Source organism: Halobacillus amylolyticus (assembly GCF_022921115.1).
Taxonomy (GTDB): domain Bacteria; phylum Bacillota; class Bacilli; order Bacillales; family Halobacillaceae; genus Halobacillus_A; species Halobacillus_A amylolyticus.
Window position 1 is genome coordinate 111,128 of record NZ_CP095076.1, and the last position, 21,329, is coordinate 132,456.

At 38.1% G+C, this 21,329-nt stretch carries 20 protein-coding genes and 3 pseudogenes; 16 read left to right on the forward strand and 7 right to left on the reverse strand.

What is annotated here, in order from left to right; all coding sequences use genetic code 11:
* The first annotated feature begins 1 nt into the window (after position 1).
* The 7 genes and pseudogenes from MUO15_RS21400 to MUO15_RS21425 all read left to right on the forward strand — a co-directional run bounded on the left by MUO15_RS21400 (position 2) and on the right by MUO15_RS21425 (position 4,631).
* Entirely contained in the window at positions 2–382 is a 381-nt protein-coding gene (locus MUO15_RS21400; RefSeq protein WP_245036221.1) for an ArsR/SmtB family transcription factor, read from the forward strand.
* A 35-nt stretch (positions 383–417) separates the two neighbouring features.
* A pseudogene (locus tag MUO15_RS21405) lies at positions 418–1,370 on the forward strand (cation diffusion facilitator family transporter).
* 376 nt (positions 1,371–1,746) lie between these two features.
* Positions 1,747–2,358: a copper resistance CopC family protein gene (locus MUO15_RS21410; protein ID WP_245036222.1), complete on the forward strand. Its 612-nt coding sequence runs from the start codon at positions 1,747–1,749 to the stop codon at positions 2,356–2,358.
* Positions 2,359–2,376: 18 nt separating this feature from the next.
* Positions 2,377–2,511 carry a hypothetical protein gene (locus MUO15_RS21780; protein ID WP_256464198.1) on the forward strand — a complete coding sequence of 45 codons (135 nt, stop codon included), beginning with the start codon at positions 2,377–2,379 and terminating at the stop codon, positions 2,509–2,511.
* A gap of 74 nt (positions 2,512–2,585) precedes the next feature.
* Positions 2,586–3,311: a copper resistance D family protein gene (locus MUO15_RS21415; protein ID WP_245036223.1), complete on the forward strand. Its 726-nt coding sequence runs from the start codon at positions 2,586–2,588 to the stop codon at positions 3,309–3,311.
* Positions 3,312–4,092: 781 nt separating this feature from the next.
* The gene (locus MUO15_RS21420; RefSeq protein ID WP_245036224.1) at positions 4,093–4,413 is read left to right on the forward strand and encodes a YnfA family protein; all 321 of its coding nucleotides are present in this window, start codon (positions 4,093–4,095) and stop codon (positions 4,411–4,413) included.
* A 17-nt stretch (positions 4,414–4,430) separates the two neighbouring features.
* A complete protein-coding gene (locus tag MUO15_RS21425) occupies positions 4,431–4,631 on the forward strand; it encodes a hypothetical protein (protein ID WP_245036225.1) in 201 nt (66 codons plus the stop codon).
* A gap of 155 nt (positions 4,632–4,786) precedes the next feature.
* On the opposite strand, the gene MUO15_RS21430 is transcribed toward MUO15_RS21425, so the two are convergent.
* The 4 genes and pseudogenes from MUO15_RS21430 to MUO15_RS21445 form a co-directional block, all read right to left on the reverse strand.
* The gene (locus MUO15_RS21430; protein ID WP_245036226.1) at positions 4,787–5,119 is read right to left on the reverse strand and encodes a cation diffusion facilitator family transporter; all 333 of its coding nucleotides are present in this window, start codon (positions 5,117–5,119) and stop codon (positions 4,787–4,789) included.
* Positions 5,095–5,640 (reverse strand): cation diffusion facilitator family transporter, encoded by a 546-nt coding sequence (locus MUO15_RS21435; RefSeq protein WP_245036227.1) that lies wholly within the window; start codon positions 5,638–5,640, stop codon positions 5,095–5,097. Before MUO15_RS21435 ends, MUO15_RS21430 begins: the two co-directional genes overlap by 25 nt.
* A gap of 128 nt (positions 5,641–5,768) precedes the next feature.
* Positions 5,769–7,882: pseudogene (locus tag MUO15_RS21440) on the reverse strand (heavy metal translocating P-type ATPase).
* Positions 7,869–8,258 (reverse strand): ArsR/SmtB family transcription factor, encoded by a 390-nt coding sequence (locus tag MUO15_RS21445; RefSeq protein WP_245036228.1) that lies wholly within the window; start codon positions 8,256–8,258, stop codon positions 7,869–7,871. The pseudogene MUO15_RS21440 and the gene MUO15_RS21445 overlap by 14 nt, the downstream one beginning before the upstream one ends.
* A gap of 293 nt (positions 8,259–8,551) precedes the next feature.
* Between MUO15_RS21445 and MUO15_RS21450 the strand changes: the two genes are divergently transcribed.
* From MUO15_RS21450 to MUO15_RS21490, 9 genes and pseudogenes are all read left to right on the forward strand, one after another.
* Positions 8,552–9,490 (forward strand): cytochrome c oxidase assembly protein, encoded by a 939-nt coding sequence (locus MUO15_RS21450; protein ID WP_245036229.1) that lies wholly within the window; start codon positions 8,552–8,554, stop codon positions 9,488–9,490.
* Between the two features lie 458 nt (positions 9,491–9,948).
* On the forward strand, positions 9,949–10,644 hold the full coding sequence (locus MUO15_RS21455; protein WP_245036231.1) for a DsbA family protein: 696 nt from the start codon (positions 9,949–9,951) through the stop codon (positions 10,642–10,644).
* On the forward strand, positions 10,637–11,065 hold the full coding sequence (locus MUO15_RS21460; protein ID WP_245036233.1) for a disulfide oxidoreductase: 429 nt from the start codon (positions 10,637–10,639) through the stop codon (positions 11,063–11,065). Before MUO15_RS21455 ends, MUO15_RS21460 begins: the two co-directional genes overlap by 8 nt.
* A 95-nt stretch (positions 11,066–11,160) precedes the next feature.
* On the forward strand, positions 11,161–12,783 hold the full coding sequence (gene resB / locus MUO15_RS21465) for a cytochrome c biogenesis protein ResB (RefSeq protein WP_245036235.1): 1,623 nt from the start codon (positions 11,161–11,163) through the stop codon (positions 12,781–12,783).
* 31 nt (positions 12,784–12,814) lie between these two features.
* Positions 12,815–13,995, forward strand: a pseudogene (gene ccsB, locus MUO15_RS21470) (c-type cytochrome biogenesis protein CcsB).
* Positions 13,996–14,151: 156 nt separating this feature from the next.
* Positions 14,152–14,703, forward strand: coding sequence for a thiol-disulfide oxidoreductase ResA (gene resA / locus MUO15_RS21475; protein ID WP_245036238.1), 552 nt, complete (start codon positions 14,152–14,154; stop codon positions 14,701–14,703).
* Entirely contained in the window at positions 14,696–15,406 is a 711-nt protein-coding gene (locus tag MUO15_RS21480) for a cytochrome c biogenesis CcdA family protein (RefSeq protein ID WP_245036360.1), read from the forward strand. The genes resA and MUO15_RS21480 overlap by 8 nt, the downstream gene beginning before the upstream one ends.
* 60 nt (positions 15,407–15,466) lie before the next feature.
* The gene (locus MUO15_RS21485; protein WP_245036240.1) at positions 15,467–16,996 is read left to right on the forward strand and encodes an alpha-amylase family glycosyl hydrolase; all 1,530 of its coding nucleotides are present in this window, start codon (positions 15,467–15,469) and stop codon (positions 16,994–16,996) included.
* A gap of 26 nt (positions 16,997–17,022) precedes the next feature.
* Positions 17,023–17,346, forward strand: a complete 324-nt coding sequence (locus MUO15_RS21490) for a hypothetical protein (protein ID WP_245036242.1) — start codon at positions 17,023–17,025, stop codon at positions 17,344–17,346.
* A gap of 210 nt (positions 17,347–17,556) precedes the next feature.
* Here the strand turns inward: MUO15_RS21490 and MUO15_RS21495 are convergent, their stop codons facing one another.
* The 3 genes from MUO15_RS21495 to MUO15_RS21505 all read right to left on the reverse strand — a co-directional run bounded on the left by MUO15_RS21495 (position 17,557) and on the right by MUO15_RS21505 (position 21,257).
* Positions 17,557–18,537, reverse strand: a complete 981-nt coding sequence (locus MUO15_RS21495) for an acyltransferase family protein (RefSeq protein ID WP_245036244.1) — start codon at positions 18,535–18,537, stop codon at positions 17,557–17,559.
* Positions 18,538–18,714: 177 nt separating this feature from the next.
* The gene (locus MUO15_RS21500) at positions 18,715–20,610 is read right to left on the reverse strand and encodes an LTA synthase family protein (protein WP_245036246.1); all 1,896 of its coding nucleotides are present in this window, start codon (positions 20,608–20,610) and stop codon (positions 18,715–18,717) included.
* Between the two features lie 248 nt (positions 20,611–20,858).
* Positions 20,859–21,257: an ArsR/SmtB family transcription factor gene (locus MUO15_RS21505; protein WP_245036248.1), complete on the reverse strand. Its 399-nt coding sequence runs from the start codon at positions 21,255–21,257 to the stop codon at positions 20,859–20,861.
* Positions 21,258–21,329 lie beyond the last annotated feature (72 nt).

Genomic DNA, 21,329 nt, shown 5'->3' on the forward strand with positions numbered 1-21,329 from the left:
AATGAATGATGCAACACAAACGAAAAATAATAGTAAAGCCGTGGTAACAGAGTTACGTGATTTTGAGGAAAAAGTGGACGACAGTTTCCTAAAAGAACTTGATGAGGAAACATTATTTGTCGTTTCACAAACCTTTAAAGCATTGTGCCATCCTACGAGAATTCGGATTCTCCATTTACTGTTTCAAAATGAATATGCTGTGAACGAAATTGCTGAACATCTAAGCCTAAGTCAATCAACAGTTTCCCATCAGCTAACTTTTCTAAAGAACTTACGGTTAGTAAAATTCCGCAGAGATGGGAAAAGTCTGTATTATTCCCATGATGATGAACATGTTATGAATATGCTAAACCAAACGATTAAGCACGCCAGTCACTGTTAATAAACATTTAAGAATAAGGGATTAACATAGGAGGTATGAGTTTGGGACACGATCATGGCCATGATCATACGCATGGCGCAAACAAAAAAGCTTTAATGATTAGTTTTATTATTATTACTTTGTATATGATTGTAGAAGCTATTGGGGGGTCTTAACCAATAGTCTTGCTCTCTTAGCTGACGCAGGTCATATGCTAAGTGACTCCGTCTCGTTAGGGGTTGGCCTTTTAGCCTTTATAATGGGAGAAAAAGTAGCCAACTATAGCAAGACTTACGGATATAAACGGTTTGAAATCCTAGCTGCCCTCTTCAACGGAGTTACACTCATATTAATTGCATTGTACATTTTTTATGAAGCTTTTCAGCGATTTGCAGATCCCCCTGAAGTTGCTTCCGTTGGAATGCTGACGATAGGTATCATCGGTCTCCTTGTAAACGTAATTGTTGCTTGGATTTTGATGCGTCAGGGGGATACCAAGGAAAACATAAACTTGCGAGCTGCTTTTCTACATGTATTAGGTGATTTATTAGGATCTGTGGGTGCTGTTATTGCTGCGCTACTCATCATGTTCTTGGGATGGGGCTGGGCAGACCCTCTTGCAAGTGTCATTGTAGCTGTCCTTGTATTAATTAGTGGTTGGCGTGTAGCCAAAGATTCTGTTCATGTTCTGATGGAAGGGACACCTAAAAACGTAAACATCCAAGACATCACCGATACGATAGAGGCGATTCCTGAGATTTTAGGGATTCATGATTTACACGTATGGAGTATTACAAGTGGACAAAATGCTCTCTCCTGCCATGCTGTAGTTACGGAGAATTTAACAGTCCAAGAGTGTCAGGAACTATTAAGAAACGTTGAGTCCCAACTAAAGGATAAAGATATTGGCCATGTAACGGTCCAAATGGAAACACGTGAACACCCTCATGATGATTCTCTTTTATGTAAAAATGAAGGTGAAGATCATTCTCACCAACATGACCATTAAATCGTATGCCTCCACTGCTTAGCTTTGGGGGCATTTTTGGGGGAGAAAAGTGATCTCTCTTTCGTTTTTGAACACTTTCAAACAATTTTCAGATTGGAAAGCCTTCTTCATCGTTAAGGTGTTATTCTGATTAAGAATTCGTTAAGAAAAAGGGGATAAGCATGAGTGAAAGGATATTCATTCCATTTATCTAAATTGAAGAAACATGTTAGGTAAATAGACCTTTACGGTGGATTCGCTCACGGGACCAGTATCTTTAAGTCACGTCAGAAGGAGGAGTCATAAAGAGGTAGGAGTAGACATTGAAATGGATGCTATTGTTAGAGACTTAAGAAAACTCCTTTTAAAAAGGTAAAGATTGTGAAAGGAAGATTCGATGAATAAAAAACTGTTAGCTTCGTTTATGGTATTCGCATTGATAGTAAGTATGCTCCCAATGAAGAGCGCAGAAGCACACTCTGTATTACAAAACTCCACGCCTAAGGAAGGGGCAACACTAGAAGAAACCGTTAAACGAATAGAATTATCTTTTAATACTAAAATTGAAAACGGGAGTACTCTTTATGTTCTAAATCAAAAAGAAGAAAAAATCAAACCAAGCTCGGTAAACTTAAACGATAATGTCTTACAAGCTAATTTTGAAGAAAACCTTCCATCGGGAACGTATCAGGTAAATTGGAAGATCCTTGGAGCAGATGGTCATTTAATTAAAAACCAATACAGATTTACGATATCGGCGGCCCAAGAGTCTTCACCAGATAAAGAACAAGACAATCAAGAGACTAAAGATAAAACAACTCAAGAGCCTGAGACTTCAAAACCAGATGATTCAACCTTGGTACAAGAGACAGATGAAAGAAATGGTTCACAGCAAGTTGATAATAATGAATCGAGTCCATCTCCATTCATGTATGGGATCATTATCTTTATAACCATTGCTGGGGCCTTTTTATTGTTCTGGATGCTGTTTAGCAAGAGAAAGAAATAAGGAGGGTGATACAAAGTCATGATATTTTTATTGACGTTATCTGAAGTCTTATTGTATATTTCTTTTTCCATTTTAATTGGAGCACTCATTCTGTTACTCGTTCCGGAGAATCATAAACCACCGATTCACGTTCCTAAAAAACATTGTACATAGCCACAGGAATTATCCCTCTAGCTGCTTTATTTCCCGTTATTCGAACAACGGCCATCTTCTCGGCAGATCGGGATATGTGGTTCATTTTTAAAAATGTCTTACTTACGTTTGAAGTGGGTCAATCCTGGGTGTTCATTACCCTTATTTCAGCGCTTCTTATTCGAGTTTTACTACCTAAAAACTTCAAATCTAATCCCATATTGCTTGGTTTAGCTCTATTATTGACATTGTTAATGCTTGTTGGCTACACACGATCCAGTCATGCAGCATCTATCACAGAGTGGCAGGGTTTTCTAGCCCATACGTTTCATTTTTTAGCTGTCACGGTGTGGATAGGGATTCTTTTTGTAGCAAGTTGGTTTTCAAAGACAAAGGAGAATTGGTTACGATTTCTTAAATGGTTTACCCCGGTTGCAGTGGTTTGTTTGGTTATTGTTTCTGTGGCAGGCTATTTTACGATGAGTATTGATATTAATTCATACGACTATCCTAATGCCTCCATTTTTCAAGAGTATCAGAATAGTTTAACCGTAAACTATGGACAAGCCTTGCTTTTTAAGCATTTATTCATGGTTTCATTAGTATTATTCGCGATAATTAATGGAATTATTTTTCGAAAAAGGAACAATGATGCATCTTTTAACCCCTTGAAATGGGCACGATTAGAAAGTATCTATGCGTTGGTTATTTTTGGCCTGACCGCATTCATGGGGCAGTCATGGCCTCCGCATCAAATCTATAGTTTAATAAAGTCTTATGGGGCTTCCCCCTATACACAACTTTTACGCAAAGTGATCTAGTTGAAACCATTCAAAATGCAGAGTCTTTAAAGATATTTAACGTAAGCTTTTCTTTTGGACCCATGAGTCTTCTTTTAGGTATTATGGGCGTGTTATTTACGGCGATAACTATTATGGCAGCCGTTAAACGGGAATCGGTAGCCATGACTTCAAGCGCTACCTTACTTATGGTTTTATCATTCTATTTTGCTTTGATGATAGGAGTTCAATAATATAAAGGCCTTTTGTCACAGACAAAAGGCCTTGAAACATTAAAATATTCTAACTATAAAAAGGAGAATCTATGTTTTCATGAAATCAGCTCATAAACTTCCTTATTTTTTTATTGTTATTTACATTGTGTTGTTTTATATTTCCAGTTTCATTACGAGCTTACTACTAGGTCCTAAAAACATGATCTTTCTTACTTCACTGGTTGTTATATACTGGTTTATAGCCACTACTCTTATGAGATTTTTTAGCAAACCCCAAAGGTTGAAGCAGCTCCTTCTTAAAACAACCATTAGTGTAGGGGTAATTATGTTAGTTACTTCACTCCAACAAGCGCTTTTTATTAATATCCCTTACAGCTCTAGCCTTTTGTTTTTCGCTATGAGCTTAATCCTATTGTTATTGCTACACACCTTGTATTTCAGGTGGAAGTTAACTTCAAATATCCCTGACTAGATCATGTAAAAAAGAGAATTCTTTTTATGATCGATCCATCTTTTTGTCCGGACAAGTTTGTTGAATATCTTGTGTAAAAGGTTAAAAACGATTAAAAAAGAAGTGAGGGTTGGTTATGACGATTATATTATTCCTTTTAGCTGGGTTAGCTGAAATTGGTGGTGGGTATCTTATTTGGCTGTGGTTAAGAGAAGGAAAACCTTTTTATTGGGGGATGTTAGGCGGCTTATCCTTAGCTATGTATGGTGTTATAGCTACGTTTCAAACGTTCCCTTCTTTTGGGAGAGTTTATGCGGCCTACGGAGGTGTTTTTATTATATTGTCTGTCCTTTGGGGATGGGGTATTGATAAAAAAACGCCTGATTTTTATGACTGGGTAGGTGCGGGTATATGCTTAGTTGGAGTTTCTATTATGTTGTTTGCCCCACGCCAATAAAAAAGGAGGTTATCAAAGTGATCATACAGTCAAATATGTCACCCAAAGCTATCGTTGAAGTTTGGGGAAATACAATCGATGTTTTTAAGAAATACAATATTCCACTAGCTGAAAAAACTTTAGGAACAATGGTTGAAGCTAATGCATTGACTCCTTTACTTCAAGAACTCAATGCTATTGTTGGAAGTTCAACGACTACTTGTATAGAAGGTGGCTGACAAATGCCATCTCATAAGGAGTAGGTTACTCCTTTAATCGTACATATTCTAGTTCCACAAAAGGGACGCGATTGCTAAATAACGAAACAACCTTTTAAAAAAAGCCGCATTCTTTCATTGAAAATGCGGCTTTCAGACGTTGAAGGCAAGTAACTTTATTTGCACTGAACAGTTTCTACCAACGTGACAAGACTATCATGCTTTTCTTTTGTTAATTCTTTTATCTTATTAACAATATGGCTAACTTCTTTAACCGTAAGACTTGGGGGAAGTGTAATGGTTACATCTATTATAACCTTACTACCTGAAGTCCTTGCTTTTATGTCCTTCACACCTTCGACTTCATCAATATTGGAAATAGTCTCCTTGTATTTTTGTATGTCATCAGGGTTAATTCCATCTGTTAAAATCAAAGAGGTTTCCTCAAAAATCTCCCATGCTGCCCATAGGATTACAAGACCAATCACAACACCTGTAATTGGATCCAACCAAGGAAGACCAACTGTGCTCCTAATACTCCAATCCCCGTACCAATACTCACTAAAGCATCGGAAAAGTTGTCTTTTGCAATGGCCTTTAAACCTTGGCTATTGGCTTTAGAAGCTATATTACGGTTTATAAAATAAACAATAAACATGAAGGCCCCACTTCCAAAGGCAATCCAAGAAGCCAAGGGGTCTGGGGTAGCGTAATTATTATTAATAATGGAACGAGTTGTATCAAATAAAATTTGAAAACCGATCGTAGCAATGACAAACGAGGCGAGTAGGGAAGCAACGTTTTCAGCCCGTAAATGTCCATAGGGATGATTATCATCACGCTGTTTTTTAGCTATGTATAACCCGATTATAAGCGCTACGGAGGTAACAATATCGGTAAGGTTATTTAAACCGTCTGCTAGTAACGCCACAGAGGCAGCTTGCAATGCAATTATAATTTTAATGGCAGCAACCAGTAGATAGGCAAATGTACTAAACCATGCTCCAAACCTAGGGCTGTTCAGTTTCATGTTTGTTCCTCCCTTACTTTCTTCCCTATATGTTCCACCCCAAAAAATGATTTATTCGGATTTAACGAGATTGGGGATCGTATAATTATTAAAAAATCCCCTTCCAAAAAGGAAAAGGGGATTTATATTTAATCACCATATTTTGACTTCATTAATCGTAAGGAATTTAAAATGACAATAAGCGTGGCTCCCATGTCAGCGAATATTGCCAACCATAGAGTCAACCAACCGGGTATAACGAGTAACAAAGCTATAACTTTTATTCCAAGAGCAAAGGTCACATTTTGTTTAATCACATTTAAAGCCTTCCGGCTTAAGGATATGGTATAAGGAAGCTTATCTAAATCATCAGCCATCAATGCGATATCGGCTGTTTCTAGGGCTGTATCTGTTCCAGCTCCTCCCATAGCCACACCAACCGTAGCTGTTGCTAAGGCAGGGGCATCATTGACACCGTCTCCAACCATGGCCACATTTCCATGTTGTTCCCGAAGAGACTTAATGGCATCCAGTTTATCTTGGGGCAAGAGTTCAGCTTTCACTTCGGTTATCCCTAACTGTTGACCAATGGCCTTTCCTGTACCTTCATTATCTCCTGTTAACATCACCGTCTTTTTAACACCTAACTTGTGCAGTTTTTGAAGGATGGACGGACTATCCTTGCGAACTTGATCAGCCACAGCTATTAAGCCGTTTATTTCTTGTTCGTTTCCAACCAGCATGACAGTTTTACCCTGTGTTTGTAGGTCTTTGACTTGTTGTTGTATTTCGTTTGAAATAGAGCTTAGTTCATGGAATAAAGATGGACTTCCAATATAGTACGTTGTTTGTTTGATGGATGCTTTTGCACCTTTGCCTGTAATGGATTGGAAATCTTCAGCTGTATAGGACTCCGTATTATCCTGTTCAGCCTTACGAATAATTGCTGAAGCAAGGGGGTGTTGTGAATATTCTTCAATAGCAGCTGCAACACCTAATAACTTTTCCTTTTCGATTCCTGATATAGACACTATATCTGTAACTTCAGGGACACCTTCAGTGAGGGTCCCCGTCTTATCAAAAGCCACGACTTTTAAGCGACCGGTTTCCTCTAAATGAATTCCACCTTTGATAAGCACGCCCCTACGTGCAGCATTTCCAATCGCCGTAACAATGGCGACTGGAGTTGAAATAACAAGCGCGCAAGGACAACCAACAACTAAAACAGCTAGACCCTGATAAATCCATTCGGACCATACCCCACCCATGAAAAGGGGAGGAATAACACCGACAAGGAAAGCAATTGTGATAATAGCCGGAGTATAGTATTTGGCAAATTTATCGACAAACTGTTGAGACGGTGCCTTTTCAGCTTGTGCTTCCTCAACTAGATGAATGATTTGCGAAATCGTTGTATCTTCTACGTGCTTGGTCACACGAACTTCCAGTACACCTTCTTCATTTAACGTTCCGGCAAATACTTCATCGCCAACATTTTTATGGGCTGGTATGGATTCTCCTGTTATCGCTGATTGATTAATTGATGACTGACCTTTGACGACCTCACCATCCATAGCGATTTTCTGCCCTGGTTTGATAAGCATAACATCATCGATTCGAACATCCTCAACATCCATTTCCATAACTTCATCGCCACGTTTAATGGTAGCTCTATTAGGGGCAATATCCATTAGAGAACGAATGGACTGGCGTGCCTTATCCATGGAGTAGCCTTCCAGTGCTTCACTCAAAGCAAATAAGAAAACAACAACAGCACCTTCCCCCATTCCCCAATAACGGCAGCACCGATAATAGCTATGGTCATTAAGGTTTTCATATCAAATTGGAACTTAGTTAGGTTCTTCAGACCTACCTTGAATAATTCAAAACCACCAACTAAGATCGCTGTCGCAAACGTTCCAATCGTTATGACGTTATCTTCACCTAATTGAAACGATAGTACATATCCAATCACGATGAATAATAAAGAAACCATCGTCATGACATTTCCACGGTTCTTCCAAAAAGGCTCCTTCTTCTCTGGCTGTCGTTGGCGTTCAGGATAAACTTTGATTCCATCAAAGGCTCCTGCCTGTTCCAATTGTTCAACCGATGCATCTCCGTGGACTGTTATTTTAGATGCGCCAAAGTTAAGATTGACATCATTAACGGTTTGAATATCGCGTATGTTTTTTTCAAATTTAGCAGCACAATTGGTACAGGATAATCCTTGAAGACGATAAACGTTTTTATGATCTTCCATTAGAATCACCTTCTTTTGAATGAATCATCGCGATAGACACTAACTGATGTACATGGTCATCAGCTAGAGAATAAAAGACAAGCTTCCCCTCTTTTCGATACTTAGCCAATTTCATATTTCGTAATAATCGTAGATGATGGGAAGCCGTTGCCGTGGTTGAACCAATGATGTTGGCCACATCACACACGCATAGTTCCGTTTCCAATGTTAAAGCATAGGCAATTTTTAAACGTGTGGCATCGGATAATGCCTTAAAAATCAACTCTACACCCTGAACGTTATCCATTTGAGGTTGTATCCGGTTAACGATCTCTTCATCGTAACAAAATGTATCACACGTATCAGGAGATCCTGTGTTCACTATATCTTTACTCATTTTATCACCCTTATTCAAATGTTTATTTGATTATTTGTTTATATTTTATGCGTTTACAGCGCATATGTCAACGCAGGGTATGCACCAATTATGTCACTGTTGGTTTATTGAGGAGGTTTATCCCCTTGGTCTGTGGACCAAACTTATAAGTAAACACAAAACGTACTTCAAAAAGTTTATAAAGCATGTTAAATTCAAAGACAACGTTTGGTTACATAGTTTCTTGAAAAATACCAATTCGGAATTTTTTTCTATGAAGTAGGAAATGGCCGAAAAACAAGGAGATTAAAAATATGAAAGTAAAGAATCGAGTAAACATACTAGGTTTAACACTGTTCTTGTTTACCTTTTTACCCATTCAAGCATTTGCTCATAACCCAGATGTAAGGGCAACTGGTGAAGGGAATTTATTTCAACAGTACACTTGGTTCGAGATACTGAATCCCATTTTACTTTTGTCTTTAATAGTGGTTTACATTGCTTACCTTAGGATAATGCGTAAAATATCAGAGAAACGTTTAGGAGAACGTAATCTTAGGAAAAAGATATGTTTTCAATTAGGTTTATTAACCACTTATATTTCATTAGCAGGTCCTCTTGCTATCTTATCTAACAATCTTATATTTAGTGCGCATATGCTTCAAACATCTTTGATGTATATTGTTATGCCACCCCTTATTCTATTAGGTATGCCGCGAGGGTTTTATCACTTTTTGGACGAAAAAATATTCAAACCAAAGATCTTACGTATTTTAAAGTCTCCTTTGATTAATTTAATATTATTTAATGCACTTTGGTCCTTTTATCATATACCATCCATCTATGAATACTTTCTAGAGGAATTTATTCTATTGGAGATCTTACATATTGTCTTGAACACATCTGCATTCTTAATGTGGATCCAAGTTTTGGCCCCAGAAGGTCAAATTAACGACATGTCCTATTTAAAGAAACTTGGTTATATGTTTGCGAATGGACTGTTAATAACACCAGCCTGTGCTTTAATTATTTTTGGGGGAGATGTAATATATCCTTCTATCTATGAATCACCCCAACTTTTCCCATGGCTTGGCCCACTACAGGATCAGCGACTAGGGGGTATCATTATGAAGGTCGTTCAGGAGTTTTCCTATGGTACGGCGATAACCTATGTATTCTTTAAATGGGCACGATTGGAGAGAGCGAAGGATGCACAAATTGATGAGTTACCAGATCAGCCTGTGAACGAGTAATTTTATTTGTTTCTTTAATAGTAATTCTTCCATTTATTAGGCACTCTTTCACAGAGTGCCTTTTGTTATTTTCAGGGATCACATTTTAGTTTTAAAATGAGAGATGACATTATGCCAACATTCAAATAATTATTTGAATGGATATATATTTGGGTGTTAAACTATAATCGGTTGAATTGAAGAAGTTTAGTAGATTTTTTTCAAGAAAGGAGCTCTTTTATGATGGATCCATTTTTTTTGTCTATAACACTCATGGCTGTAGGTATCTCTATGATATACACGATATTCATAGTCATCCTTTTAAAAAGAAATAAGAGAAAAAAAGAGAGTGATCGTAGAAAGCCTTAAATGTCATGGAATCGTTATAATCATGCGTAAACCCCAATCAATTTTCATGATAGGGTTGTTCTAAATCTAGCGTATCTTGCTAAAAAATAAACGGTTAAGGAGTGAAACCCATGTCTAAAAAGAATCCGATGCCTATAATTATGGTAGTTACTTTAGTTGTTGTAGGGTTGATTTCAGCCCTTGTTGTATTAGGTAATCAAAAACAAAGTGCAGGAGAAAGCAATAGCAATAGCACTACTGTAAGTGAATCCCCTTCGATAAAAAAACACCCCACTATGGGAGAGGATAATGCACCTGTACAAATCATTGAATTCGGTGATTATAAATGCCCTGCCTGCAAGAAATGGAGTGAGCGTGTGTATCCGCAATTAAAAGAGGAATTCATCGACACAGGAAAAGCCAATTTTACTTATATTAATACCCCGTTTCATGGAGAAGGATCTAAATTAGCTGCCCAAGCTGGAGAAGCCGTTTACAAACAAAAACCGGAAGCTTTTTGGGATTTTCATAAAGCTCTTTTTGAGGCCCAGCCAGACGTAAATCATGATCAAAAATGGTTGTCAGATGAAAAAGTTCTTGAGGTAGCTGAGGAAAGTGTTCCTTCCATAGATCTAACACAAATGAGACAGGATCTTCACTCAGGCGCCATTTCTCAAGAAGTTCAAAACGATACGGATCTGGTCAACGAATATGACGTCCAACAAACTCCAACCATCATGATCAATGGTCAAATCTTAGAAAACCCGTTTGATTACAAAGCAATAACTAGTTTAATCAACCAAAATCTTGAGGACAATAATGGATAAGGCTATGGAAAATAGGAAAAACCGTCCGTCTTATCTTCTCTACATGGCTTGGATCATCTCTGTCCTTGCCACCCTTGGTAGTCTCTACTTTAGTGAAATTCGGGGATTTGTTCCTTGTGAGCTCTGTTGGGTTCAGCGAATTTTTATGTATCCAATGAGTATCATCCTTGGCATTGCTACCTTTTTCAATGATCGAAAAGTAATCAAATATGTATTACCTTTATCCATCATTGGAGGACTTGTTTCCATCTTTCATTACATGGAGCAGAAGGTACCTGGGTTTGCTAAAATAAAGCCCTGTACGCAAGGGGTTCCTTGTAGTTCTGAATACATCAATTGGTTTGGCTTTATCACCATTCCCTTTTTAGCTTTACTTGCATTCAGCCTCATTAGTATATTGCTGCTGTCGGTAAGGAAATGATACGTAACAAAGGGTGATTAGCCAAAACAACTCCACGGGTATTTACAATAGATAACTTAAAAGGCATAGAACCTTTTGAATTGTGAGGTTTGTGTATGACAAACATTAAATGTGAATGCGGTCATGTGAATCCAGAGGGAACGGTACTATGTGAAGCTTGTGGTAAGCCTACAGTAAACCAGTATACCGATGGGGTCGATAATCAATCCTTATTAAATATGAGATATGATGGGAGTGCCAGGAGATCCCAAACGTATAATCGCACAATCATCGATAAAGTATGGAATTTTTTTTCGTCAGTTAAGGTTGGAGTGTGGCTCATTGTACTTACTTTGGTCGCCTCGGCAGTTGGAACGATATTTCCACAAGAAATGTACATACCTCCTGGTGTTAGTGCCTCAACCCATTATGCAGATCAATATGGTTTAGCAGGGCAAATTTATTATCAGCTAGGCTTTCATAATTTATATAGCTCCTGGTGGTACATGCTTTTACTAGCAATGATCGGCATTTCTATTGTTATTGCTAGTATCGATCGGTTTGTTCCCCTTTATAAAACACTGAGAATACAAAAACCTAAACGTCATGATTTATTTATGAAAAAGCAAAGAATATTCGGCGTGACGGAATCTAGTTTTATTGATGGAGAGAAATTGAAGGGAAATCTGAAAAAGAGGCATTTTAAGATTAAAGAGCAAGATGGTCATCTCTTGGCAGAGAAAAACCGTTTTTCCAGATGGGGACCTTATGTCAATCACATTGGATTAATCATCTTTCTACTGGGGACGTTGCTCAGATTCATTCCTGCCCTTTATGTAGATGATTACATTTGGGTCCGAGAGGGTGAGACGGCTGTTATAAACGGCACAGAGGGACAATATTACATCAAGAATGAAAAGTTTATTCTGGAAACATATGACGAGGACGATGAACGATTTCAGGAAGCCCTTCAAAACAATGGGGGTCCAGTACCGAAGATCTATCAAACGAATGCTGTTATTTATAAAAGAACAGATCCTATTGTAGTCGGCGGAAATCCTGAGCTTGAAAAAATTAAAGAGGATCAGATCCGTGTGAATCATCCCATTAAGTTTGGGGGATTTGCTCTTTACCAGGCAAGCTATCAATTAAATGAATTTAAAGAAATGACGTTCAAGATTCATGATAAAAACAATGAAGACAGCTCTTATGGGCAATTTACTGTGAACTTGGCCGAGCCGAAATCAGAGTACCAACTTGAAAGTGGCTATAGGGTGGTACTTGATTCTTACTATCCGGAATATGAACTCCAAGACGGTGAACCGGTGTCTGTATCTAAATATCCAAAAAACCCCGCATTTGTATTCAACGTATATCCACCGGGCGAATCGGAACCTGAGATAAGTTTTGTGGGAATCGGTGTCAATGTAGATGGGACGGGTGAAAACAACTATAAAATAGGCTTAACTGACTTTGATGTAAGGGATGTAACCGGACTGACTGTTCGAAAGGATTATACGCTTCCTTTCATTGCGTTAGGTGGAGCTATCTTTATGATTGGCGTCATTCAAGGAATGTACTGGAATCATAGACGGATATGGATTAAACCAAAGGAAAATGGAATATGGATCGCTGCCCATACGAACAAGAACTGGTTTGCATTAAGACGAGATATTGAACGGGTGATTGACGGTACGGGGATAGAGTCCCCTAAGGATCAACAAGAGGTGGATAATTAGCCTCTAAGGAGGCCATCAAGGAGGGTATACAATGGAATTAACTATAATAAGCAGTAACTTGCTTTATGCTGCTTTTATTATCTATCTAATTGCTACATTTTTCTTCGGAGGAACGATTCGTGATAGGAAAAGGAAGAGTGCGAGGACGGCGGGCAACATTGGCATAGCATTGACTATAATAGGGTTCCTTAGTCAAGTCGGCTACTTCTTTACAAGATGGGTTGCGAGTAATCACGTACCTGTTAGTAATTTGTATGAATTTACAACATTTTTTGGCATGATGCTTGTCCTGGCGTTTATTGTTATGTATTTTATTTACCGTATCAACATTCTAGGGCTGTTTGCACTACCTATTGCCCTGTTAATTATTGCTTTTGCGAGTATGTTTTCAAGTGAAATATCCCCACTTGTTCCATCATTGCAGTCCCATTGGCTGTATATCCATGTAACAACGGCATCACTTGGGGAAGCTATTTTATCGATTAGTTTTGTCGCAGGATTGATCTTTCTAATCCGCCAAACGGATCAAAGTAAAGGATCTAAGCATACTTTTTGGTTAGAGAGCGTGATTTATATGCTAGCTGCAGCTTTAGCGTTCATCATCATCTCTTCAACCTTTAATGCGATGAATTATGAAGCCACCTTCGAAGCCCCTATTGAAGGACAACCTGTGGAGATTACTTACCAAATGCCAGCTATAGCTGGGCCAACGGACGGCGAGTTACTTACTGATAATATGAACCCACTTTTTAATGTGCCAGAGTGGATGCGTGGTGTGGATGCAGCTGTTAAATTCAATACGATCCTATGGGCTTTCCTTGGGGGCTTGTTCTTTACTGGCTGGTACGCTTAATTTTAAGAAAGCGCATTGGGGCAGCAATTCAGCCTCTCTTGAAAAAAGTGAATCCAGAACTTGTTGATGAAATATCTTATCGCGCAGTGGCTATCGGGTTCCCTATTTTTACACTAGGTGCGCTGATTTTTGCGATGATATGGGCCCAAGAAGCTTGGAGCCGTTTCTGGGGATGGGATCCTAAAGAAGTGTGGGCTTTAATTACCTTCTTTTTCTATGCTGCTTTCCTGCACCTCAGACTCTCAAGAGGATGGCATGGAACGAAATCAGCATGGCTTGCTGTAGGAGGGTTTGCCATCATTATGTTTAACTTACTCGCTGTAAACTTAATTATATCTGGTTTACATTCCTACGCGTAAGCAGGAAGTTTTATACTGGGATTTAAAATGCTTGCTCTGGATCAGGCAACATCTTCTGACGAGTGCATAACTACACGCTTCTAATTATACGGTCATTGCTGTTTACTGGGAAAAGATCTAAGATCATAGATCACTAAAGAAAGGCGTGTTTTAAAAGTGAAAAATCGTCGCAAGCGATTGATCATGCGTATCTCCATATTAAGTGTATTTGCCCTTCTCATAGGATTTGTCCTATATCAGAACTTCACAAAAAATTCAGGGGTCGTCAATGCCGGAGATATGGCCCCTGATTTTAAACTGGAGACCCTTGATGGGGAAACTATTCAACTTAGCGATTACCGGGGACAAGGTGTATTTCTCAATGTATGGGCAACCTACTGTAAACCCTGCGAGAAAGAAATGCCCTTCATAGAAAATCAATATCAAATTTTTAAAGATAAAGGTGTGCAGGTTCTCTCTGTCGATGTAGGAGAAAGTGCTGTAACGGTACAAGCATTTGTCGATCGTAAAGGAATGACGTTCCCCGTGTTAATGGACTACGGTGAGGAATTACTAGATGCATACGGAATTGGACCTATCCCGGTTACTTTCTTAATCGATGAAAACGGCAGGGTCGTGGATCGCATTACGGCTGGAATGACGGAAAAAGAGATCCATGGATATATGAAGAGAATTCAACCGGATGACTGGAAAGAATCAGATGACTGATATCAATCTACTATTAGCCTTTGGAGCAGGGTTTTTATCATTTATTTCGCCTTGTAATCTACCCTTATATCCTGCATTTTTATCTTATATTACTGGGATGTCCCTAGATGATTTACAGGATAAAAAATTGTTGGCACAGAAACAACCCTTGCTTCACACCTTGTTTTTTCTCTTTGGCTTTTCCATCATATTTATTGCCATCGGTTTTTCAACATCTTTGATTGGTGGGTGGTTTATTCGTTATGATGATTTAATTCGCCAATTAGGTGCCATCTTAATTATCTTTTTAGGCTTAGTGACGCTCGGGATCTTTAAACCTGAAGTACTGATGAAAGATTATAAAGTTCCCTTAAAAAAACGCCCTCAAGGATATATAGGGTCAAGTGCTGTAGGTATGGGGTTCGCAGCTGGGTGGACTCCTTGTACGGGTCCGATTCTTGCGGCTGTCATTGCTCTTGGGGTCTCTTCACCCAACCAGGCTGTTCTGTATATGATTAGTTATGTCTTAGGGTTCTCCATTCCCTTCCTGGTCATGGCTCTTTTTATCGGAAGGTTAAAATGGATTAGGAAACATAATCGAAAAATCATGGCTGTTGGTGGTTATGCCATGATTGCTATGGGGATCGTTTTATTTTTTGGTTGGATGACTCAATTCACTTCCTTTATAACCAATCAGTTTTTTGGTGGTTGGACTGGATTTTAACACAATGGAAAATAGAATCCCCCTATGTATAAGTCTTCAAAGGCAACGGAGGAATAGTGAATGAAAAAAATTACTTTGCTAACAGTTATAATGATATCCTTTCTCCTTTTTGACGGACTCCCTGTAGGGGCAAATGAAAAAGGAGACCGTAAATGGCAAGACGGGAGTATTTATTTCATAATGGTCGATCGATTCATGAATGGAAATACTGAAAATGATAAAAATGTTAATGTCAATGATCCTAATTCCTTCCAGGGGGGAGATCTTGAGGGGATTATTGAAAAGTTGGATTATATTAAAAAAATGGGATTTACCACCATCCAACTAACTCCTATTATGGACAATGGGACAAATGGCTATCATGGTTATTCAGTTATAGATTTTAAAGCTATTGATGAACACTTTGGGACCATCGAAGATGCCAGGAAATTAGTCAAAGAGGCTCACAAAAGGGACATGAAGGTTATCTTTGATTTTGTTGTCAATTATACAGGGAATCAACATCCTTGGCGGAAAGATCCGGAGAAAGAAGACTGGTACCTCAAAGAACAATATATGAACGAACAGGAGGATTCCAATAGTCCCGCAATTTCTACTCCTTCTGTCTTGAATATGAAAAACGAGGAAGTAAAACAATACATATTGGATGCAGCCTCCTTCTGGATCAAAGAAACTGGCGTTGATGGCTTTGGCTTAGATACGGAAAAACCAGTTTCTAAAGAATTTTGGACAGATTTTTCTAATCGTGTAAGATCGATTGACGAAGACTTTATCTTACTCGGAAAGATAAAGAATGAAGGTTCTATATCACAATATAAAGGAACCGGGGTAAATAGCTTCGTTAATAATCCTTTCTCTAAACGTGCAAGAAATTCATTCAAGGAAGCTGGCGAGTCACTTAATCCTCTTTTTAATCAATGGGAACGGGATAAAAAACTATATAATTCCTTTAATATAGGTCATTTTCTTGATGACCCCAATAGTCAACGCTTTACAAGGCTAGCACTTGAAAACCGTCAAAATCCAATCACTAGGTGGAAATTAGGACTAACTTATATGTTTACTTCTCCAGGTATTCCTATCCTCTACTATGGAAGTGAAGTGCCTTTAGATGGAGGTGAAGTACCTGATAATAATAGACTTATGAATTTCAATTCTGGAGATGGCCAACTAAGTAAACGAATTGAAAAACTAAATGCCTTGAGGGACCAATACCCTGTATTGACTCGTGGGGACTTCGAGAAATTGTATAGTGAAGACGGATTTTTTATATTTAAACGCAGTCTGGAGGATCAGGTGATGGTAGTTGCTATCAATAATGATCGCTCCACAAGGACAGCAGAGATTAAAGGGTTACCAGAAGGGAAACAGTTACGTGGGATCCTACATGATGGGTTAGTACTTGAACAAAAACCCGGAATGTATAAACTAGCTCTTAATCGTGAACAAGTTGATGTATTTTTAGTTGAACCTAAACAAGGTCTTAACTGGCCATTTATCTCATTTGTACTTGGTGTATTCGGGCTATTTGTGTTCGGGGTGAGTTACATTAGTATCAAAAATAAAAAAAATAATCAATATTCAGTGTGAGTTTACTGATTATGGAGGTGATGCTCATGTTACGACCGATTGGCAAAACATTTGAGGTCAAGCCCTCTAAACGCTTCTACATCCCTCGTAAATGGAGGGACAAGTTTAACTGGATTCAAGGACACAGTGTTAGCTTACGTTTTCAAGAAAGCAATCTTATCGTACAGGAAGAGGTAAGTGAAACTGATATGGTTTGTGTCATCGGCAGAAAAGGTAGTATCTTTATTCCTGCCGAAGCCATTGATAGATTAAATCGAAAGGAAATCAGGTTCCTGTCCGTTTATGTGGACGAAGCTAAGAAAAACATTGTGTTAGTACCTAAATCTTATACGAGTCATCTGAAGAACTAGATCTTACACACGAAATGGTTAGATGTTAAATAGTTAAGAAGTTGTCACATGGCATCTATATATGAACAAATGTTAATATGGTATTATGTACACGGAATGGCTTCTACCCCCCATTCCATTCTAGGACATAAAGGGATGGCTACTAAGCCATCCCTTTAATTTGATCTATACATGATATGATGATCCAAACAGAGTGCTGTTCTAAACCGACTAATTTAAAATGATAGGACGTGTTAGTCGCTTTGTTCCCTGATGGCCAAAAACTAAGCAAATTCCTATAGATGCGACAAATAATAATAGCAAGTGATTAGATAATAGATCTAGTTGCTTATGAGGAATGAAAGCCTTAACCGTTTGGATAACAAACCCGTGAAGTAAGTACACGTACATTGTTCTTGCCCCTATAACGGTTAGTTTAAATGGTTGATTAGGTACCAGTGCTAAAAAACTGATGGTTGCGATAAGAGTTAGTCCATATTGTGTTAATCGAATAGCGCCAGCTTCCCAACCACTTACCCCCATACTTCCATATGAATAGGATCCAAACAGCCACTGTATACCTTCTTCAGGGAAGACAAAGTAAAAGGCCGTTAATATAGTCAAAAGTAAGATGGCTCCACCCCACTTCCACCGCGCCTGATTTCTAATTTTGTTAAAATGATCCCTTTGTAAACAAAACCCTAATAAAAAGATCGGGAAGAACACAAAGGTACGGGACAAACTTAAAGATTGACCGATCACATCTATATATCCTATAGCGATACCAAAAATAATGGATGCTAAAACCCCCCACCATTTAAATCTTCCCACAAGAAATAAGAGAAGGTGCCAACAAAACAAACTTAAAAGGAACCAAAGTGTCCAGTGAGGCTGAAAGAAATTAAATGTTAGAGTTGTTTCCTTCCCCACCATATAATAATAGACACTATAAATGGCTTGAAATAAGAGATAGGGGAGTAGCAGCTTCTTAGTGATGCTTAAGATGTACCCTTTTTGTTGATACTTCTTCGCAAAGTAACCAGACATTAAAGCAAACCCAGGCATATGGAACAGATAAATGGCTGTGTAAAGGGCAAACAACAGTTGACTGTCGTGCTTCAAAGGGCTAATGACGTGACCAAAGACCACCAAAAAGATAAGTAAAAACTTAGCATTGTCGAAATATGGATCTCGATTATCGATCTTGTCCATTATTGAACACCTGGCTTCCGTTCAAAAAATTCAATTTATAATTTAGTAAAAACATAACTCAAGTTTATCGTTTGTGAATGACCGGAAGGGTAAGAATTCCCTCTCCTTTATAAAAAGAGCAAGATAGCTGTTAGAGTCACTATCTTGCTCTTCTGAACGTATCATAGAAACAAAGTATTATCCGTCAACGTTATCATTAGAAGAATAGGGTTGCAGAAACCTTAATAGATCCCCGTAAACGACTTGATCGGATTTATTTAACTCCTCTTCAGCTATCGGTTTCCATTCTTGGCATTGTTTTGAGTCAACTTCATTACCTTTTGGTTTGCGATAGCATTTCCCTTCCGTGTAGATATACTTGTCCGTGATAAAACTTCCGTCCCTTAATACGGTAAAATCTTTTCTTTCTTTGGCAAATAAATCGGTGCCGAATTGGATATCGTTTTCAATATGCTTTCCAAGCAAGTGCAAAATGGTTGGTTTCAAATCAATTTGTCCAGACACTGTCTCCATGACTTTCCCTTTTTGCCCCGGGTTATGAATAATGAGTGGGACTCTTTGTAATTGGATGTGTCTATACGGCGTATGGGGTTTGCCGAGATACTTTTCCATGGCCTCAGTGTGATTGTCTGATATACCATTGTGATCGCCATAAATGACGAAAAGAGAATCTTTATACAGGCCTTTTTCTTTGAGTCTATTAAAATATTGCTTTAATGCATTATCCTCGTAGCTAACTGTTGTAAAATACCGGTTAAAAACGCCGTCATTAGAATCCCATTCCGAAACGATCTCATCTTCCTCTTCTAAGGAAAAAGGGAAGTGGTTGGTCAAGGTAATATACTTTGCATAAAAAGGTTCTTTTAGATTGTCCAAGTATTTCATGGATTGTTTATAAAGGTACTCATCTTTTAATCCCCAACCTATTGATTTTTCCGGAGTAATATTAAAGTCTTCTTGAGAAAAGTAACGATCATACCCTAGGGTTTGGTACATAATGTTCCGATTCCAAAAACTCTTATTATTAGCATGGAAAACAGCCGATTCATAGCCGGATTTCCCTAAAATTTCTGGTGTTGCATTGTACTCATTTTGAGAATTCGTAAAGAAAACAGCACCACTTGGCAAACCATATAATGAGTTTTCGACTAGGAATTCGGAGTCCGATGTCTTCCCTTGTCCAGTTTGCTGATAAAAATTCGGGAAATAGTAGCTTTTATCAATTAAATCATTTAAAAATGGGGTGATCTCCTTCCCATTCACCTTGTTATTGATCACAAAGCTTTGGGTCGATTCTAATGAAATAAGAATGAGATTTTTCCCTTTTGCTTTACCAAACATTTTGGCATTGATCCCATGAGGAGTTTCCTCCGTATATGATCTTATAGGTGCTAATTCACTACTCTCGGCGAATGCTCTTTTAACTTTCGTGTTTGACTGTAATACTACATCATACATTTGATAGTTGTATGGACCGAGATATTTCATCAGCATTTCCCGGTCAAAAGTTCTTGTTAACAATTCCGGTCTCTCAATGTAGGCCAAACCGACATTGACCACAAAAATACTTAAAGCTATGAGAATACCGAAACGACGGGAGCGATGTTTAAAGGGCACTTCTGCTTTAGGTTCTCTTTTTCTAGCAGCAGACACTATTGAAACAATCGTCAACACAATGATGTCAACAAATAAAAAAACGTCAAAAGGATTAGCAAGTGTAGCCGTACTTCCCCCTAAATCGCTAAAGTTATTAGTCTGGAAAACGACAGGCAAAGTGATAAAGTCGTTGAAAAAGCGATAGTATAATAAGTTAGCGTACAGAACGCCAGTGGCTAATAGATTGGCCAATGCTTTGTAGATAATGTTTTTAATGAATTTGTCTGATCGAACAAGTGTAAATAATAAGATAGAGAAGCTTAAAGGTGAAATGAATAGAATAACTTCCTCTAGTAACGATTCTACTGATAACTCAAACAAAAATCTTAAGACAACGTAAGTTTTCAACCATAACAGTATGATGGATGTCATATAGCCGTTTTGAAACTTACCAAATGCCCCTTTTACATCCTTCATTATAATAGTCACTCCTTATAAAATATAGGGAATCGGTAATTAAGGAATCCTGCATTAAAACAGGTAATAAGCACAGTGAATACGGTGTTTTATGAACTACAGTGTTCTAGAGTATAATATAGAAAAGTGTTTGGTTCAATGGATCCTCTTTTCTATTAAAGCCGTATCCCCTTCTTTGAAACTACTAACCCTCTTCTATTAATTTGAGCCATGGTATAACGCCTTCATGCAACCATCCTCTCAGAATATCATATGGTCTTGCCCAAATCGACGATAGATAAAACAAGGCTATTGATTTGCTCACTTTTAATGGAATACAATGATCCCCTTCGTTCCTTTCGTAGTGTTACTAGTCCCAATTTTCTTAATATACTTAGATGATGAGAGGCTGTCCCAGAAGATGTGCCAATAATAGTGGCCATTTCACCTACGGATAATTCGTTCTTTTGTGTTAAAGCAAAGATAACTTTTAGTTTAGTTGGGCTAGCCATGATTTTAAGCATACTTACTGAAAAGCCAAAATCATAAGCCACTAAATTTCTTTTAATGCAATCTACATTATTTTCTACTGAAAAAACGTGCTTTTGTTGATGACTATTAATATAGCACACATCCTTCATTATGTTCATATGTTCATATGTTTCCATCCCATCTTAGGATGTCGGATGTAATTGGTCAACCCTAGTACAGAGACTCAGGGGTTTTTTGCAATTTATAGG